Below are 17,506 nucleotides of genomic sequence, written 5' to 3'. Positions count from 1 at the left end.
AAAGGTTTCCGAAATTATCTTGTTTTTAGTCCTTAAATATAGAGAATGGTAGCATATTCCAAAATTCTCCCCATGTATTACTGTCGAGAATATCGAAGTTTGTACATTTTTCAGTAGGTACATCCTTCGACTCTACATAGACTAGACGTTGTTTAGGACAAGCGTCAGTCGCTAATTTACCTGTTTCAATATCAATGACAACGCCCTCTACACCTTTAGGTTTTTTGAAATCCTCATTTTTTGTACCTTTGTTGACAGTTTCCATAAAGTCAATCCAGATTTGCTTTGTTGCAGCAGTATCTTCCTTCGTGGTAAGGTTTTTACCCTGATCATAGCCATTCCATACACCAGCAGTTAGTTTTGGAGTAAAACCAATTAACCATTGATCACTATTCGTAGAACCTGATTTAGCAGCATATGTGTGTGTCATACGTGAACGAATACTGATTCCTGTAGCGGGTGAATAGTCACTGAAAACAGGATCAAAAATACCTGTCATCATTTCTGTTAAGATGTATGCATTTTCTTTAGAAATGGCTGTTTCAGCTTTGCTTGCTACATCTTTGTTTTCATAAATAACATCTCCATGTGCATTTTTAATGGATACAATGGTTGTTGGTGTTGTTTGCTGTCCTTGCGACGCCAAAATATTATATGCATTTGTCATTTCGTATAATGTCGTTTCAATCGTTCCTAGTGCAATGGATAAATTATCCTTCGCACCAATTCCTACATTAAAACGGTTTGCCATATCATGAAACTCTTTGAAGCCAATGTCCTCTAAGGTTTTTACTGCGTAAATATTATCTGAGATAGCAATAGCTTGTGCCATCGTCATATCATGATCTGCAAATTGACCGTTGACGTTTTTAGGTGCATAAGTGCCACGCCCATTATCATACGTAAAAGTTGTTTCACCAACATCTAAAAAAGTTAGTGGCGTGTAACCATTTTCTAGCGCCGCTGCATATAAGATCGGCTTAATAGTAGAGCCTGGTTGACGTTTGGCTTGTGTAACTCGGTTAAATGAGCTTACTGAATAATCACGACCACCGACTAGTGCAGTGACAGCTCCTGTTTTAGATTCCATACTTACAAACGCAGATTGCAGATCATTGGCAGGCATATTTTTGGCTACTGCTTCTTCAGCTGCTTTTTGATGCTCCAGATTAAGCGTTGTTTGAATTGTCCAGCCACCTTCACTAATATCAAGGTTTTTTGATTTTAAGATTTCACTGGCTTCTTGCCAAGCCACATCCAGGAAATAAGGGGCAACAGATTTGGTTGCAACCCAGCTATCATTTTTTAAGACGAGCTGTTCATTTTCAGCACGCGTTTTTTCTTCTTGTGTAATGGCACCTTGGTCTGCCATAAGTTTTAAAATAACGTGTTGACGATTGGTAGCCTTATCTAAATTGGCAATTGGTGAGTAAATACTTGGTCCTTTTGGTACGCCTGTTAGCATTGCTGCTTCAGCAAGCGTTAAATCACTGGCAGATTTTCCGAAATAAAAACGACTTGCAGCTTCTACTCCATACATGCCATGACCGTAATATACCGTATTCAAATAGCCCTCTAGTATTTCGTCCTTGTCATAAAAAACTTCTAATCTATAAGCATACAGGGCTTCGTTTAATTTACGTGTCCAAGACTTTTCATGGGAAAGATAAAGGTTACGAGCATATTGTTGCGTAATGGTACTAGCTCCTTGAACCTTACCACCAGCCTTAATGTCCACTAAAATGGCACCAGCAATACGTGAATAGTCGAAACCGCCATGTTGATAGAAATCTTTATCTTCAACAGCAACAACTGCTTCCTTTAAATAAGGTGACATCTCATCGAGGCCGACCCAATATCGTCGTTGATTTGTAAAGTGATCCCCAATTTGGTTCTCATTTTCATCTAAGAAAATAGAAGCCTTTGGTACGGTTAAAGGCGGTGCACCAGCCACTTGAACATAGATGCGGAGTGCGACAAACGCTACGACAATTGCAGATGTAAAGGCCACGAATAACGTAAGGCTTTTGCGTGTGCGCTTTACACGTTGTTGCTTTCGATGATAGCTTTTTCGTTTCATCCGACTTCACCTCGTTTTCTCACAACTTCGAACTTAGCTTTAGTATGTGTTCGAACATTCATCTTTAATCGAAATTCTAACTAAAAACTATTGCACTTTATTCAAAAACATCTATACTTTTTTTGTACTACTTGAAATGCTGGCATTCGACAAAAAAATTGCACCTTGTAGATTTTAATCGAAATTTGCTAGACGTTCCAATAATGTATACGAGGATAAAAGGATACAGGTTTCATTACAATCCTGTAAGCCATAATAGAAGAAGACGAAAAATGATGATTAATTATATGGAGGGCTAGCAATGAGATTTGATGAAGCTTATTCAGGAAATGTTTTTATAAAAAGTCATCCTACATATGACGACGCACAGGCAGTAATTTATGGTATGCCAATGGATTGGACAGTAAGTTACCGTCCAGGATCACGTTTCGGTCCACAGCGTATCCGTGAGGTATCCATTGGTCTTGAAGAGTACAGTCCATATCTAGATCGTGAGCTTGAGGAAGTAAAGTACTTTGATGCAGGGGATATTCCACTACCATTCGGTAATGCACAGCGTTCTTTAGATGAAATTGAGAAATTTATAGAGAAATTATTAGCAGATGGCAAGATTCCTGTCGGCATGGGTGGCGAGCATCTAGTGTCTTGGCCAGTAATGAAGGCTGTATCAGCTAAATATGATGATCTTGCTATTATTCACTTTGATGCACATACGGATTTACGTGTGGAATATGAGGGAGAGCCACTTTCGCACTCCACACCAATCCGTAAAATTGCGGAACATATAGGACCAAAAAATGTCTATTCATTTGGTATCCGTTCAGGTATGAAAGAGGAATTTGAATGGGCAAAGGAAAACGGCATGCATATTTCAAAATTTGAAGTACTTGAACCGTTAAAAGAGGTCCTACCAACACTAGCTGGACGCAATGTGTATGTAACAATTGATATCGATGTTTTAGATCCAGCACACGCACCAGGCACTGGTACAGTAGACTGTGGTGGTATTACTTCGAAAGAATTACTCGCTTCCATCCATGCTATTGCAGCAAGTGGTGTAAATGTAGTAGGTTTCGACCTAGTTGAAGTAGCACCGATCTACGATTCTTCAGAAATGACAGCAAACACAGCTTCAAAATTATTACGGGAAATGATTTTAGGCTGGGTAAAATAAATAAGATTGGTTGAATGGGGTTTAGCTATGAGCTAGCCCCATTTTATATTTTTGAAATGAAGAATGAGCCTTAGCATAAAATTGAAACTTATTTTACTTTGTAGCGTAGATAAGTTAGGTAAAATGTATGTTTCTTCAATTTTAATAAAGGGAGGAGGAGTATTATGATTTGGTCACTTCTCATGAATGATTTATTCATTTTTGTCAGTACAATGGAATACTTTTGGCTATTAGCATCTTTGGTTTTAACTGTATTAAGTGTTCATTTGCATCTGTATCTCGTCAATAAAATAACCGTTCAAGATGTGAAAGACGAGGAGTTTGAAGTTGACTATACTATCACGAATACTTGGACTCCACCTATGCTAACGTGGTTTGTTCTGTGTATTAGAATGTCCGAAGACAATGAGGAAGAAAGTGTATCTCCTAGTTTGATTTAAACTTTAAAACTAGGAGGACAACCATTGTTAACATTTTTAGCACAACCTATTATTAACCTCATTCATTTCATCCATTCTTTTACAGGTAGCTACGCACTTAGTGTCATTGGTATTACGATTGCAGTCAGATTAATTCTTATGCCGTTATTTATTCGATCGGCAAAACACCAAAAGCACTCAAAAGAATTAATGACTACCATTAAGCCTGAATTAGATGCGCTTACAGATAAATATAAGAATAGTCAAAGCGAATCTGAAAAAAGAATGGTACAGCAACAAATCCAAGAGCTAACTTCAGATTCATTGAAAAGCTCTTTACTAGGTTGTTTACCAATCATTATTCAATTACCGATATTATTTTCACTGTACTACGCGATTAAGCTAGATTCAGTGATTGCCAGTGAAAATTTCCTTTGGATGAATTTAGGGACGATTGATATTGGGGTTTCGATGATTGCTTGTTTGATTTATTTCATTCAAAGTTGTATAGCCCTAGAGAAAAGTCAACCATTAAATATGAAGATAATGGTATTTATTAATCCTCTCATGATCCTCATTTTTAGTCTGTTCAATCCAGCGATTATCCCGATCTATTGGACTGTTAGTGCTTTATTGTTAATAGTTCAACAATTGATTATAAAAAAATGGTATAGATAAAATGAAATCCTCTCTTTCCGTTATTGGAAGGAGAGGGTTTTTATTTTCTCGAATAAACTTGTTGAGGAGCTTTACATCACTTCTATCTTGAAAAACCATAAGTATTCATCCTATAATAAAAAGGTTATAGTAAAAGACTAAAAAGGGGCATCCGTTATGGCGAACGAAGTAAGATCGCATGTGAACATAAAGCTCATTTCTACCATTCGTCCAAGTGATGGGGAGTCCGAAAGTTATGAAATGTGGCTCAAAGGGCAGCTACTTGAAAAGGCAGGAAGCTTGTATTTGAAATATGATGAGGTGCAGGAGGATAAAATCGTCCGCACAACGATGAAGTTAGGTCATGAGAAGGCACTAATTATGCGTGCTGGAGCGGTTAATATGCGATTACCGCTGAACATAATCGAACAACAAAAAGGGCATTATGAAAGTGAGTTCGGTTCTATGCCCCTCGTGATTGATACGAAAAATATGACGTTTACAAAACTGGCAACAAGCGGAGATTTCCATGTACAGTACGATTTACTAATGGGTGGGCAATCCGTTGGCAACTATACATTAGATATTACATTTACGGAGGTACAATGATGAACGCAGTAGAACAAGTACAACAGGCTATTAAAGCAGCGATCGTGCAGGCTGTTGAAAAAGCTGGTCTCGTTGAGGCTGGCACAGAATTATCGATTCACCTAGAAACACCAAAGGATAAAGCAAATGGTGACTATGCAACAAACATTGCGATGCAATTAACGAAGTTAGCTAAAAAGCCACCACGTGCTATCGCCGAAGCTATTTTAGAAAATCTTGATCCATCAGGCACTGATATTGAAAAGATTGATATTGCTGGCCCAGGCTTCATGAATATCACAGTGCGTAAAGATTTCCTAACAGAGGTAGTGACACAGGTGCTTGAGCAAGGTACGGACTATGGCCGCTCAAATGCAGGTGCTGGGGAAAAGATTCAAGTGGAGTTCGTTTCAGCAAATCCTACTGGAGATCTTCACCTAGGTCATGCTCGTGGCGCTTCTGTTGGTGATTCCTTATGTAATGTGTTGGATATGGCTGGTTACAGTGTCTCTCGTGAATATTATATTAATGATGCAGGTAATCAAATTAATAACTTAGCTTATTCATTAGAAGCTCGTTATAAACAAGCATTAGGAATGGAAGCTGAAATGCCAGAAGACGGCTATCATGGGCAAGATATTATTGATATTGCGGGTAAATTAGCAAAAGAGCATGGGGATGCAATTTTAGCAAAATCAGATGATGAGCGTTTTGCCTTCTTCCGTCAGCACGGTTTAGCTTTAGAATTAGATAAATTAAAAACAGACCTAGCAAACTTCCGTGTAAATTTTGATGTCTGGTATTCTGAAACGTCTCTATATGAAAACGGGAAAATCGAAGTAGCTTTAGATAAATTAAAAGCTAATGGACATGTGTTTGAAGAGGATGGTGCTACTTGGTTCCGCTCTACAACATTTGGTGATGATAAAGATCGTGTGCTAATTAAAAATGATGGGTCATTCACGTATTTAACACCAGATATTGCTTATCACGAAGACAAAATTGTCCGTGGCTTCGATAAATTAATCAATATTTGGGGAGCTGATCATCACGGATATATTCCACGTATGAAAGCAGCGATTCAAGCACTTGGTTATGATCGAGATACGTTAGAAGTGGAAGTTATTCAAATGGTTCAGCTTTATAAAAACGGTGAAAAATTCAAGATGTCTAAGCGTACAGGGAATGCAGTAACTATGCGTGAGCTTGTAGAAGAGGTTGGTCTTGACGCAGTTCGTTACTTCTTTGTAAAAACAGCTGGCGATTCTCATATGGACTTTGATCTTGACCTTGCAGTATCACAATCTAATGAAAACCCTGTGTACTATGCACAATATGCGCATGCACGTATTTCATCTATTTTACGTTCAGCAAATGAACAAGGCTTTGCTGCTACAACAGAACATCTCAATTTATTAACAGCAGAAAAGGAAATTGATTTACTGAAAAAGATTGGTGATTTCCCGAAAGTGGTAGCGGAAGCAGCGAAACACCGCACACCGCACCGTATCGCAAACTATATTCAAGAAACAGCAGCTGCATTCCACAGCTTCTATAATGCAGAAAAAGTATTAGATGCTTCAAATAAAGAGTTAACAGAGGCTCGTTTAGCATTAATTACGGCTGTCCGCACAACAATTGCGAACGCATTACGTTTAATCGGCGTATCTGCACCTGAAAAAATGTAATTAAACTTTAGGCTCCTAACATGAAAAGTGTTAGGGGCTTTTTTTAATGGATAGAAGGCTGAATATGAGAGATAAAGTTCCGAATGTGTTGGATAGAAAGACAAAAGAAACGGATAAACCGTGGGAAATTAGCTGTCCCAAACTTTATTTTTCTGTTAATTCCGAAAATTTTGTTGAAGTTTACGTTAACGTCAATGGTATACTGTTGCCAATTAGGAAAGGGGAGATGGTTTTGAAGACGATTCAGGAGGTAGCAAAGGAGTTTAATGTGTCTACGCGGACAATACGTTATTATGAGGAACTTGGGCTTCTTTGCCCCCATCGTTCATCTACCAACCAACGAACCTTTTCCAAAAAAGAATTGGCGAAACTCAAGCTTATTTTCAGAGGCAAGCGGTACGGATTTTCTTTAGAGGAAATCAAAGAGATGGTTTTACTATTTGATTTTGATCGCTCAGGAATTCAGCAATTAGAGCGAACGGTTGAATACGGGGAACAAAAAATTCAAGAGATTGACAGTAAAATAGCTGAGCTGACGCAGATGAAGCATGAGTTACAACAAATGCATGGCATGTTTAGCGAAAAATTAGCGACTTTAAAGGGAGAGATGCAAGATGAATAGTTCCAATTTATTAGCACGTAATGCCCGTAAGTATCCGAAAAATGAAGCCGTTATTTGTCATGGCAGAAGAGTAACCTACCAAGATTTAGATAAGCAGGTGACATGTTTTAGTAATGCTTTACTAGAGCAGGGAGTAAAGCAGGGGGATAAGGTTTTAATTTTTATGCCAAACGTTTTAGAGTTTGTTGTCAGTTACTTTGCTATTCAGCGTATTGGAGCGATCGTTGTGCCAGTCAATGCGAAGTTTACATTGCAAGAAGTAGAGTACGTGGCGCAGCATGCCGAGGCGAAGGCAATTGTCGTACATGAGGCTATTTTTGCAGCAGTTGAACAGCTAGCCGGTATTCCGTTAAAAATTAAAACAGGTCAAGAAAAAGTGGGATGGCATCAGTATGAATCAATGCTTCAAAATGCTAGTACACAAACAATTGATTGTCAGTTACAAGAGGATGACCCTTCCACGATTTTATATACATCTGGCACGACAGGAAAACCAAAGGGTGTGTTATTTAGCTACCGTAATATTTTAACAGTGGCGCAAATGATAGCTGTTGAAATGGAGGTAAAGCCTGAGAGCCGTATTTTGCTTATGATGCCATTAACACACTCTGCACCATTACATTTATTTTTAATGGCGGGTGTATTGGTAGGCTCAACAAATGTATTAACACCAACTTTTACACCCGATTTATTCATTGATTCCATTGAAAAGGAGAAAACAACACATTTCTTTGGTGCACCTGTTGCTTATTTATTAACGGCACAACTGCCAAGGCTACATTCGGCAGATTTGTCTTCTATGAAATGGTGGGTCTATGGTGGGGCACCGTTATCTCAAAGTGAGGTTCGGTTCATTCAGCAGGCATTCCGCACAAATAATTTGACTTGTGTATATGGATTAACAGAGGCAGGTCCAAGTGGCTCATTATTATTTGGCAAGGAGCATGAAGCAAAGGCAGGAAGTATTGGTCAGCGGGCGCCACTTGGTACAGAGTTGCGTATTGTGAATGACAGTGGAGAAGATGTAAATGTAGGCGAAGTGGGGGAAATTGTCTTGTTGGGTGAGGGCAACATGCTTGGCTACTATAAGGATGAAGTAGCTACTAATGAAGCCTTTATTGATGGTTGGTTAAAAACCGGAGATCTAGCTCGCAAGGATGAAGATGGTTTTATTTGGATGGTAGATCGTAAAAAGGATGTCATTATTTCGGGAGGTGTCAACATTTATCCGAAAGAAATTGAAGATTGTTTATTGAGCTTTGAAGGTATATTCGAGGTTGCGGTAATTGGTGTACCACATCCGCAATGGGGGGAAACTGTAAAGGCGGTGTATTCTGCTAAACAAGACATCCATGAGGAAGCTTTGAAAGCTTATTTAGAGGAGCATCTTGCAAAGTTTAAAATACCACGTATTTTTGAAAAAGTAGAAGCGCTACCACGCAATGCATCAGGCAAAATATTAAAACAAAATTTAAAGGGGCAAGAGGTGAGATAGCATGAAAGTATTACAACAAGAAGCAATGCGTACTACGAACTTTTTTACTGAAGATGACACGCTTCAAAAAATAGTGGAAATGATGTTAGATAAAGAGTTTTTATCCTATGCCCAACGAGAGTTAACAGATTTTGGTGAGCTATGTGCAGGTGATATTGATGCGAGGGCAAAGCATACAGATCGACAGGGTGAGCCTCGCCTTCAAAGATATGATGCCTATGGTGAAGAGATATCAGAGGTTTGGGTTAATGATGGCTATAAAAAAACGATTGAAGAGACATATAATACTGGGATTGTAGGTTATGTACACAAGCATATTCCGCAGCTAGGACACAAGGGGAATTATGTTTATAGCTTTGCACAAGGTTATTTGCTATCACATGCAGAGCCCGGTTTTTATTGTCCAGTAACATTGACAATGGCAACTGCCTATCTATTAGATCATTATGCAGATGAAGAGGTAAAGCAGCGTTTTTTACCACATGTGTGTGCAACAGGTGACACAGATTTATATGAAGGTGCGACCTTTTTAACAGAACGTCAAGGGGGCTCTGACGTAGGTGCAAATGTGGTGGAGGCGAGAAAGGATGGCACTGCTTATCGTCTATATGGTGAAAAATATTTTGCATCCAATGCGGGCATGTGTGGTGTAGCGATGGTATTAGCACGACTAGAAGGTGCGCCAGCAGGTTCCAAAGGCTTAACATTGTTTGCAGTTCCTTGGCGCAAAGAAGATGGAACAACAAATCATTTACGTATTCGCCGACTGAAAGATAAGCTAGGCGTTCGGGCAGTTCCCTCTGGTGAGGTAGAATTTGATGGTGCACTTGCCTATGTTGTAGGGGAGCAAAATAAAGGGATTTATTATATGCTAGAAGCACTAAATCTCTCTAGAATTTGTAATGCAGTCGCTTCAATTGGTATTATGCGTCGCGGCTTCTTAGAGGCAAAACATTATGTAAGCAATCGACATGCATTTGGCAAGCCCTTAACACAGTACCCTATGATTCAGGATACTTTAGGGAAATTTGCAGCTAAGTTGCACGTGGAAGTAGCGACAGTTTTTGATCTTATCCAATTATACGATAAAGTGACAAGTGGACAGGGAACTCAGCAAGATCTTATTATGAATCGTTTATATATTGCCATTATGAAAAAGGAAACAGCAGAGCAAGCTGTTCATTATGCTAGTGAGGCAATTGAATTACACGGAGGTAATGGCTATATAGAAGACTTTGTAACGCCCCGCTTATTAAGAGACGCCCAAGTGTTAACGGTGTGGGAGGGTACGGCTAATATTTTGGCCTTAGAACTCATTCGTTTAGTAGATAAGTTTCATGCTCATGAACTGTTTGTACAGGAGATGGAGGAACGATTAGACAAATTAGCTGACAGCTCACTAGTACAAATCGTTAAAGAACAATTGGCGAATATGTCTGTGAAACTGCAAATTTTTAGCGCTTTAGACGAGGCAACGAAAACTTTTGAATCTAAGGGTATGGCGGAAAAAATGGCTCACCTTTATGAAAGTGTCATAGCGGTTGAGTGGGCACATAAATTTGGTGGGAAATATGAAAAACTAGCGGACGTTTATTTAGAACAGACATGGTCATTAAGAGAAATGGGTGCTCAAATGAAAACAGTCCAATACTTTTCTGAAATTGTATAATGGCCGGGGAGTCGTCTTGAATGGAGGCGACTTTTTTCATTTTCATGTATAATGAAATCAACTGAATATTATAAAGGTTCTTTACTTAAGTAAAGTGAAAAGGGAAATCGGTGTAATTCCGATGCGGTCCCGCCACTGTAAGTGTGAGTTTTTTCAAATGATGCCACTGAAGATTTCGGGAAGGCTTGAAAAATCGCAAGTAGCACTAGCCAGGAGACCTGCCTTTATAACGACATGACAACCTACGAGGATAGGGTGGTGGATTTTGTATCAGTTTTTTTGGTGCGATTTTGCCCCCTCATCGATCAAAGATGAGGGGTTTTATTTTGATGTAGAATAAAGCGAAATGTCGCACGGATCAACGAAGGAGGATTCACATGAAGAAATTTTGGAAAATAGGATTATCAGCATTTTTAGCAGTAGGCTTGCTAGCTGCTTGTGGGCAGGAAGCAAAAGATAACAAGCCATCTAACGAGCAGCAAACACAGCAAGAAACAGCACAGGTGGATGAAGCAACATTCCCAATGACGATAACAGATGCCCTTGGTAAGGACATTACACTTGAAGCACCTCCTGAGAAAATTGTTTCACTTATTCCAAGTAATACTGAAATCCTTTTTGGACTAGGTTTAAATGATGAAATAGTTGGTGTTACGGACAACGACGATTATCCGCCAGAGGCAGCTGAGAAGGATAAGGTTGGCGGTATGGAATACGATATTGAAAAAATTATTGCCTTAAAACCAGATATCGTTTTTTCACACGAATCTAGCATGTCTCTTTCAGAAGAGGCTATTGCACAGCTTGAATCAGCAGGTTTGAAAGTATTTGTTGTAAAAAATGCACAAGACTTTAATGAAACATATACAACAATTGAGCAACTTGGACGTGCTACAGGGAAATTACCAGAGGCAGAAAAAATTGTCGCTAATATGAAGGCAAAAGTAGAAGAAGTTTTGTCTAAAGTCAAGGATGTTGAACCCAAAAAAGTGTTAGTTGAAGCATCAGATGAGCCAGATATTTATACAGCTGGCAATGGTACATTTATGAACGCTATGCTTGAAATGATCAATGCAGAGAATGTAGCTGTAGATGGCGATAATTGGTATAAAATTGATGCAGAACAAATTATCGCAAAAAATCCAGATGTCATCGTGGTGACATATCATTATGTACCAGATATTTTAACGAAAATACCAAAACGTGCGGGCTTTGATACGATTAATGCCGTAAAAAATAATGCGATTGTGCAGGTAGATGAAAGTACGACAAGTCGTCAAGGGCCACGTTTAGCTGAAGGTCTAGAAGAATTAGCAAAAGCAATCTATCCTGAGGTATTTAAGTGAAAAAAATAGCACTAGCCTATACATTAACATGTACGCTTCTTCTTATTAGCATCTGGTGTGGCGTAGCGATAGGCTCGGTTCATATTCCATTAGAAGTATTGTGGAATAAGGCGGTTGATGAAACAGCCGCCAATATCTTTTGGAAAATTCGTTTGCCTCGCGTGTTATTAGCGGGACTAGTAGGCGCATCTCTAGCTATTGCTGGAGCAGCTTTCCAAGGTTTATTAAAAAATCCATTAGCAGATCCATATACACTAGGGGTTTCATCAGGGGCTTCTGTTGGTGCTGTTTTAACGATCTTTTTTAGTATTTCTATACCTGTTGTCGGTTTGTATGCGCTGCCAATTTTCAGTATGATTGGTGCTATCATCACGATGGTAGTTGTTATGAGCTTTGCTAGACTCGTAGACCGCTCATTAAAAATGGAAACGTTGATATTAACAGGTGTTATTTTTAGTTCATTTTTAGGTTCCCTTATTTCATTAATGATTGCCTTATCTGGTGAAGAATTACGTCAGGTAATAGGCTGGCTACTTGGTTCTGTTTCGATGCGTGGTTGGCCATATGTCCAAATGATCATTCCATTTGTGATTGTAGGTTCAATTATGCTATGGACACAAAGACGAGAACTAAATGTTTTGTTGTATGGTGAAGAGCGAGCAAAACATTTAGGTGTTAATGTGAAGCGCAGTAAATATTTGATATTAGCAGGTGGCTCCATGCTAACTGGAGCAGCTGTAGCGGTTTCTGGCACAATTGGCTTTGTAGGATTAGTGGTGCCGCATATGACAAGGATGATTTGGGGTTCTGATCATCGCCACTTATTACCATTATCTTTTTTCAATGGTGCAACATTACTCATTATTTGCGACTTAGTAGCACGAACAATCATTGTGCCAAGAGAGCTACCAATTGGTGTTATTACGGCATTTATTGGAGCACCTGTTTTCTCCTATATTTTTTATAAGCAGCGAAGAAGCAAGGGGGTACGGGCATGATTGTTGTTGAACATCTATCAGGTGGCTATGAAGATGTACCAATCGTCAGGGACATTAGTTTTACTGTTGAAAAAGGAAAAATTCTTGGCATTCTAGGGCCGAATGGTAGCGGGAAATCCACATTATTAAAAGTAATGAGTGGTATTTTACCAGCTACTGCTGGAACCATTTCGATTGATGGACAAAATATTCTTTCTTATAATGCTCGTGCTTTGGCGAAAAAAATGGCTGTATTACCACAGCTACATGCAAATGCTTTCTCGAACAGTGTGAGAGAGGCAGTTTCACTGGGGCGCTACCCACATCAAACAGGCTTTTTCTCGAGTTGGTCCGAGCAGGATGAACAGGCTGTGCAACATGCTATGCTACAAACAGGTGTAAAGCGGTATGAGCATACACCAATGGAATTTTTATCTGGTGGTGAACAACAAAGAGTATTTGTAGCACAAGCCTTAGCTCAAACTGCAGAAATACTATTACTGGATGAACCAACTAATCATTTAGATATTGCCCACCAACGTCAAATTTTAGATATGGTGCGGAAGGAAGCCATGGAGTGCGGTTTAACAGTTGTTATGGTACTACACGATATGAATTTAGCCTCTCTTTATTGTGATGAATTATTGCTAATGGAAAGCGGACAAATGAGAGCACTTGGTGCACCACATGAAGTATTAATTGCCTCCCAAATTGAAGAAGTTTATCAAGCACGGGTGACTACATATGCTCACCCTGAAATACCAAAACCTCAAATTACAATGATGCCCGCAGCTACAGACTATCAACAGCGAGCTGTCATCAAAAAAGAGCACTTTACGATAACTGAACAATATATCCAACTTCAATCAGAGCTTCCTCTGAAGACCGTATCTTCTGCAGTTCATAACCCAGGTATTGGCTGGCATAATTGCTTATTAAATCGCTCAGTTCCTGGTGATTATGTCATCAGCGATGTGAAACGAGAAGTTAAAGAATTTTTAAAAAGGGGAAATTTTTCACCTACAAATACTGTTGTTATGCTAACAGCAGTACCAACAGCTCTAGTGGCCATCAATGAATTTTCAGCACCTTTTGGCAGTATAATCGTAGCTGTAACTGCTGGCGTAGGCAATGCAGTTGATGTATCTCGAGTACATGAAAGACAAGATGAACCATATATTGGTACTATTAATACATGGGTTATCATTAATGGTTGTTTATCGGAAGAGGCATTTTTTCAGGCATTGATGACAGCAACTGAGGCAAAAACAAAGGCGTTGCAATCAGAAAATATTCGTGATGAGCGGAGTGGAACAATTGCAACAGGTACTGCTACAGATAGTCTGTTAATTGCTGCAACTCAAAAAGGGGAAGAAATGCTGTATGGTGGCCCAATTACGGAAGTTGGTAAAATGATTGCAAAGGGTGTCTATGAAACAACAGTTCAGGCGATTAGGAATTATAAAAACCAGTTTTAGGAGATGAGAGAAATGAAGCTTTACACGAAAACAGGCGATACGGGGAAAACAAGTCTTATTGGAGGACGGGTTGATAAAGATAGTTTACGTGTGGAAACATATGGGGCAATTGATGAATTAAATTCCTTTATTGGGAAGGCTGTAAGTGAATTAGATCAAGCGCTTTTCAAGGATATTTTAACAGACCTAGAGACAATTCAGCATGAGCTGTTCGATGCTGGTGGAGACCTTGCTAATGTAATGAAAGAACGTCATTATAAATTAACAGAGCAACCGATTGAAGTACTTGAAGCTCGTATAGATGCTTTATCAGACGAAGCGCCACCTTTACAACGTTTTATTTTACCAGGAGGTGCACCAGCAGCGGCAACTTTACACATTGCACGCACGGTTGCACGTCGAGCAGAGCGTGAAATGGTGACACTTATGAAAGAAGTCGAAGATGTACCAAAGGTTGTGCAAAAATATTTAAATCGCTTATCGGATTATTTATTTGCAGCTGCACGTGTTGTAAATGCTCGCTTAAACGTTGCAGATGTTGAATATATCCGCAGTGGGAATGTTTTTAAAAAATAAAGTTTGATTTAATAAATGTTTTTGTACAAAAAATGAATTGCCAGATATTAAGCTACGGGGCGGTATAGGTTTGTATGCAATTTTAGCAGATGTTCAAAAGTCTACTGAATATGCGACATCCCAATAAGTAAAATAGTTAAGGAAAGTAAAAAATTGCTACTTTGAAAAAATTCAGGGTGGCTTTTTTTCTTGTAAAATGTAAGAATATAAAATTATCAGAAATATTTCCGTTTTATGTTGACTGAATGCTCACTCATTTATTAGAATAGGAATATAATGATAAAGTGAAGTACATTTCTGTATGAACTAGCAAATTCGTCACAAAGAGAGAAAATTACGACAAACTAAAGGGGGGACCAACCATGAGTCCATTATTAATTGCTAACATTGTCTTAACAGTCGTGGTTGTGCTTTATGCAGTAGGATTGTTCTTCTACCTGTTGAAAACACGCTATAAGTATGTGCAATTGGGGAAAAAGGTTGAGTTTGATGAAAGTGTTAAAGAACGACTTCGTTATATTATGGTCAATGTATTTGGTCAAAATAAGCTATTAAAGGATCCAAAGAGTGGTTTAATACATGTTATGTTTTTCTATGGATTTTTGATGGTACAGTTAGGGGCCATTGATTTAATTTGGAAAGGACTAGCACCAGAGTCACATCTGCCACTAGGTATTTTCTATGGTGTCTTTACATTCTTCCAAGAACTGGTGGTTTTAATGATTTTAGTCGCGGTAGTGTGGGCATTTTACCGCCGCTATGTTGAAAAGCTAGTGCGTCTAAAACGAGGATGGAAAAACGGCCTTGTATTAATTTTCATTGGTGGGTTAATGGTATCTACATTAATCGCTAATGGTATGGGATTAATTTGGCATGGTGAGGGATTAACTTATACGGAGCCAGTTGCTTCAAGTATTGCTGCTATTTTTGGCTTCCTACCTACATCAGTTGCCGCTGGTGTGTTTTATGTAATGTGGTGGGCACACCTTTTAATTCTATTAACATTCCTTGTATACGTACCGCAGTCTAAACATTTCCACTTAATTGTCAGTCCACTTAATGTTTACATGAATCGTTTAGATCGTACGGGTACATTAACACCAATTGATTTTGAGGCCTTGGAAGAAGCTGGAGAAAATGCTGAAAGCGAAGAGGATATGCCTTCTATTGGGGTAGGACGCATACAGGACTTCACACAAAAGCAAATGCTTGATCTATATTCTTGTGTAGAATGCGGACGTTGTACAAACATGTGTCCAGCAACAGGAACAGGAAAAATGCTGTCTCCTATGGATTTAATCGTAAAATTGCGTGACCATTTAACATTTACGGGCGCAGTCGTAACAAAACAAAAACCATGGGTGCCTTATCAATTCTTTGCCAATACAAAGGGTAACCAGCTTGCAATTGCAGCTGGTGCTGAAGGTGCTGTAATTGAGGATATCTACAGCCCATCTTTAATTGGCGATGTCATTACAGAAGAGGAAATTTGGGCTTGTACGACATGTCGTAACTGTGAGGATCAATGCCCTGTAATGAATGAGCATGTTGATAAAATTATTGATCTACGTCGTTATCTAACAATGACTGAAGGGAAAGTAAATCCTGATGCTCAACGTGCAATGACGAATATCGAACGACAAGGTAATCCTTGGGGCTTAAACCGCAAGGAAAAAGAAAATTGGCGTGATCTAGATCCAACAATCCAAATTCCAACTGTAAAAGAGCTGAAAAAATCTGGCGAGGAAATGGAGTATTTATTCTGGGTTGGTTCGATGGGAGCTTTCGACAACCGCTCTCAAAAAATCGCTTTAGCATTCTGTCGTCTATTAAACGAGGCTGGTGTGAAGTTTGCAATCTTAGGTAATAAAGAGAAAAACTCTGGGGATACACCTCGTCGTTTAGGGAATGAATTCTTATTCCAAGAGCTAGCTACAGCAAATATTGATGAGTTTGAGAAAAATGACGTGAAGAAAATTGTAACAATCGATCCTCATGCCTACAATATCTTTAAAAATGAATATCAAGACTTTGGCTGGAAAGGTGAAGTGTATCATCACACTGAGTTATTAAATCAGTTGATTGAGGAAAATCGTCTAGCGCTAAACTATGAGGTTCATGAAACGATTGTTTTCCATGATTCCTGTTATTTAGGCCGCTACAATGATGTGTACGATGCCCCACGTGAGATCCTTCGAGGAATCCCTGGCGTGAAGCTTGTTGAAATGGAACGTAACCGCGAAACAGCGATGTGCTGTGGAGCTGGTGGTGGATTAATGTGGATGGAAGAGCATGTAGGAAATCGCATTAACGTAGCGCGAACAGAACAGGCTCTTGCAACAAATGCATCAGTTATTTCATCAGGCTGTCCTTACTGCCTAACAATGCTAGAGGATGGTACAAAGGCTAAAGAGGTTGAAGACTCTATTGGAACATTTGATGTTGCAGAATTACTAGAACGTTCTGTGTTCGGTGAAAAAGTAAAGGCAGTTAATCCTTCTTCCGAAGAAACAGAAGAAACATACGAAGAAGTGGTAGCGTCTATAGAAAATGTTCAACAAGACGAGAATACGGAAGCGAACGCAGAAAAATGATTGCTATTGCAGAAATATTTTAGTTATCTGAAAAATATAAATTGCACAATAAAAAATTGTTTTGTAGAATAAGATTAAATGGGGATGGGAGTTGAGATAGTAAACTCCCATTTTTCCTCGATAGAAGTCGAGCGAGCGTTCAG

Annotated in this window: 14 protein-coding genes and 1 riboswitch; of the genes, 13 read left to right on the top strand and 1 reads right to left on the bottom strand. The window is 39.0% G+C overall.

The window, feature by feature from the left end; genetic code table 11:
* Positions 1-25: 25 nt before the first annotated feature.
* Positions 26-2,080 (bottom strand): transglycosylase domain-containing protein, encoded by a 2,055-nt coding sequence (locus tag BFM98_RS07195; protein ID WP_048393764.1) that lies wholly within the window; start codon positions 2,078-2,080, stop codon positions 26-28.
* Positions 2,081-2,381: 301 nt separating this feature from the next.
* On the opposite strand from BFM98_RS07195, the gene speB reads away from it, so the two are divergent.
* The 13 genes from speB to BFM98_RS07130 all read left to right on the top strand — a co-directional run bounded on the left by speB (position 2,382) and on the right by BFM98_RS07130 (position 17,363).
* Complete coding sequence (gene speB, locus BFM98_RS07190; protein WP_004231519.1) at positions 2,382-3,254, top strand: agmatinase; 873 nt, start codon at positions 2,382-2,384, stop codon at positions 3,252-3,254.
* Between the two features lie 164 nt (positions 3,255-3,418).
* Complete coding sequence (locus BFM98_RS07185) at positions 3,419-3,694, top strand: hypothetical protein (protein ID WP_004231520.1); 276 nt, start codon at positions 3,419-3,421, stop codon at positions 3,692-3,694.
* Positions 3,695-3,718: 24 nt separating this feature from the next.
* On the top strand, positions 3,719-4,351 hold the full coding sequence (gene yidC / locus BFM98_RS07180) for a membrane protein insertase YidC (protein ID WP_054548573.1): 633 nt from the start codon (positions 3,719-3,721) through the stop codon (positions 4,349-4,351).
* 156 nt (positions 4,352-4,507) lie between these two features.
* Positions 4,508-4,939, top strand: coding sequence for a YwiB family protein (locus BFM98_RS07175; protein ID WP_048393761.1), 432 nt, complete (start codon positions 4,508-4,510; stop codon positions 4,937-4,939).
* A complete protein-coding gene (argS, locus tag BFM98_RS07170) occupies positions 4,939-6,606 on the top strand; it encodes an arginine--tRNA ligase (protein WP_048393759.1) in 1,668 nt (555 codons plus the stop codon). Before BFM98_RS07175 ends, argS begins: the two co-directional genes overlap by 1 nt.
* 232 nt (positions 6,607-6,838) lie before the next feature.
* Entirely contained in the window at positions 6,839-7,228 is a 390-nt protein-coding gene (locus BFM98_RS07165; protein WP_066037054.1) for a MerR family transcriptional regulator, read from the top strand.
* On the top strand, positions 7,221-8,723 hold the full coding sequence (locus BFM98_RS07160; RefSeq protein WP_066036951.1) for a class I adenylate-forming enzyme family protein: 1,503 nt from the start codon (positions 7,221-7,223) through the stop codon (positions 8,721-8,723). The genes BFM98_RS07165 and BFM98_RS07160 overlap by 8 nt, the downstream gene beginning before the upstream one ends.
* Before the next feature lies 1 nt (position 8,724).
* A complete protein-coding gene (locus tag BFM98_RS07155; protein ID WP_066036950.1) occupies positions 8,725-10,392 on the top strand; it encodes an acyl-CoA dehydrogenase family protein in 1,668 nt (555 codons plus the stop codon).
* 57 nt (positions 10,393-10,449) lie between these two features.
* A riboswitch (cobalamin riboswitch) is annotated at positions 10,450-10,632 on the top strand.
* A gap of 137 nt (positions 10,633-10,769) precedes the next feature.
* Complete coding sequence (locus tag BFM98_RS07150) at positions 10,770-11,738, top strand: ABC transporter substrate-binding protein (RefSeq protein WP_066036949.1); 969 nt, start codon at positions 10,770-10,772, stop codon at positions 11,736-11,738.
* Positions 11,735-12,736 (top strand): FecCD family ABC transporter permease, encoded by a 1,002-nt coding sequence (locus BFM98_RS07145; RefSeq protein ID WP_066036948.1) that lies wholly within the window; start codon positions 11,735-11,737, stop codon positions 12,734-12,736. The genes BFM98_RS07150 and BFM98_RS07145 overlap by 4 nt, the downstream gene beginning before the upstream one ends.
* On the top strand, positions 12,733-14,193 hold the full coding sequence (locus tag BFM98_RS07140) for an adenosylcobinamide amidohydrolase (RefSeq protein WP_066036947.1): 1,461 nt from the start codon (positions 12,733-12,735) through the stop codon (positions 14,191-14,193). Before BFM98_RS07145 ends, BFM98_RS07140 begins: the two co-directional genes overlap by 4 nt.
* A gap of 12 nt (positions 14,194-14,205) precedes the next feature.
* Entirely contained in the window at positions 14,206-14,769 is a 564-nt protein-coding gene (locus BFM98_RS07135; RefSeq protein ID WP_004231536.1) for a cob(I)yrinic acid a,c-diamide adenosyltransferase, read from the top strand.
* Positions 14,770-15,131: 362 nt separating this feature from the next.
* A complete protein-coding gene (locus BFM98_RS07130; RefSeq protein WP_066036946.1) occupies positions 15,132-17,363 on the top strand; it encodes a heterodisulfide reductase-related iron-sulfur binding cluster in 2,232 nt (743 codons plus the stop codon).
* Positions 17,364-17,506: the final 143 nt, after the last annotated feature.

This window comes from Lysinibacillus sp. AR18-8 (assembly GCF_001705465.1).
Lineage (GTDB): Bacteria > Bacillota > Bacilli > Bacillales_A > Planococcaceae > Lysinibacillus > Lysinibacillus capsici.
Note: the sequence above shows the minus strand (reverse complement) of the source record. Positions and strands in the feature narration are given on the sequence as shown.